Origin of the sequence: Streptomyces alkaliterrae (assembly GCF_007097205.2) — a bacterium.
In the GTDB taxonomy this organism is placed as follows: domain Bacteria; phylum Actinomycetota; class Actinomycetes; order Streptomycetales; family Streptomycetaceae; genus Streptomyces; species Streptomyces alkaliterrae.
The window spans coordinates 1-1,725 of record NZ_VJYK02000547.1; the positions used below are offsets into that span (position 1 = coordinate 1).

The window sequence follows — 1,725 nt, forward strand, 5'->3', positions numbered from 1 at the left end:
GGACCGCCGAGCCCGTCGTCGATCCGGCGGCCGTGGCGCTGCGGCGTGCCGCACGGTTGCGTGCTGAGGCGCTGGCCGCGGCCGGGCGCGTCCCGGGAGGCGCGGCATGAGCCTGATGACCCACCTCGCCCGGATGGAGGCCGCCGACACCGGCCGCGCGCGACCACTGGCCACCGTCCGCCACCGCCACCTGGCCGACCGCCCGATGGTCGTGGTCCCTCTGACGACGGCCGGGGAGACGGGCGCGCCGCTGGGCGTCATCCTCGGTACGGACCCGGAGCGGCCCGTACTGCTGACCGTGGCCCAGCCCAGGGACCGGGATCTGCGGTCGGCGTTCCTCGCCGAGTTGGCGGACGCGCTGCTGCCGTGCCTGGAGTCCTGCCAGGACGACACCGAGCAGGTCAGGGACGACGCGGAGCTGTGCCGGGACGCGCCCCAGCTGCTCGTGCCGAACCGGGCGGGGGTGGAGTTCGTCCGGCTGCTGGGCAGGGCCACCCGCTTCCGCCGGACGGCGGAGGAGGACCCGGCGGCGACTCATCCGGCGCCGCCCCGGGTGCCGCTGCTCGGCCGGTGGCTGAGCCACTACGGCGACCGCGCCCGGGTGCCCGGATCCTCCCTGCTGCTGGCGATGACCGACGTGCTCTCGCGGCACTGGGCGACCGGCCAGTCCTCCCTGGAGGACCAGCACCTGGGCGCCCTGCTGGCCTGGCTCGACCCGCCGGACGGGCTGCACGGCGCGCGGGCCGCGCTGCTGGTGGAGACCGCGCGGGACGAGACGGGTCAGCTGCGCACGCCGCCCGCGGGCCCGGCCACCGACCCCGCCTTCGACAACCGGCTGCTCGTCCCGGCCATGGCCCGCCACGACGCCGGTCTTCCGGGCGCCGCCGACGAGGTGCGGGAGCTGGTCGGCTCCCGGCTGCGACCGGTGTGGGAGCAGATGTGGCGATGCGTGGCGCTGCTGCGCGAGCTGCCGCCGGGTGAGCGGGTGGCGGGCCGGTGGGAGAGCGACCGCTGGTCCTACACCGCGCACCGGGACCGCCTCCGCGCCGGGGAACCGCCGCAGCCGCGTCGCGACGACGCGGTCACCGCCGCGCGCAAGCTCGCAGTCCGGGAGCGCGACCAGGCGAGGCTGGCGGCGCAGGAGGCGCTGGACGATCCGCTGGTGATGGCCGAACGGCGGCTGACGGGTGAGGCGTTCACCGGCGTGGTCACGGCCGTGGAGCCCGGGTGGTCGGAGGGCCGTCGGCCGATGCCGCGCCCGCTGGTGACCGTCGAGACGGACGACGAGCCGCTGCTGACGCCGGGCACGAAGGTGTACCGGGTCCTGCCCTCCGGCGCCACCCAGGCCGCGGAACTGCTCACCGGCCGCGACGGCTCGGGCGGCCGCGCCGACGGCTCGGGCGGGCCCGAGCCGGTGGTCGTACGGCTGGTCAACGGCATGGGCCGGAGCAAGGAGCCGGCGCCGGGCACGGTCCCCGAGGTGGGCGAGCGGCTGTGCTGGACGCTGTTCGAGCACGCGCCGCGCGGTGGTCCCGCCCTGCCGGAGCCGGAGGACACACCGTGGACGCACGGCGGGCCGCCCGAGCCGCCCGCCGCCGTGCCGCCGCCGCGTACACCGGCGCCGGGCGGCGGCACCGCGCCCGTCAACGCCGCCGAGCTGTTGCACACCGCGCTGCCCGATCCGGCGACCCCGGAGGACCTGCTGTGAGTCCCCTCTCCCCCACC

1 protein-coding gene is annotated in these 1,725 nt (G+C 77.6%); it reads left to right on the forward strand.

Annotated elements, in window-relative coordinates:
• Positions 1–106: 106 nt before the first annotated feature.
• The gene (locus FNX44_RS26610; protein ID WP_143651527.1) at positions 107–1,708 is read left to right on the forward strand and encodes a hypothetical protein; all 1,602 of its coding nucleotides are present in this window, start codon (positions 107–109) and stop codon (positions 1,706–1,708) included.
• Positions 1,709–1,725: the final 17 nt, after the last annotated feature.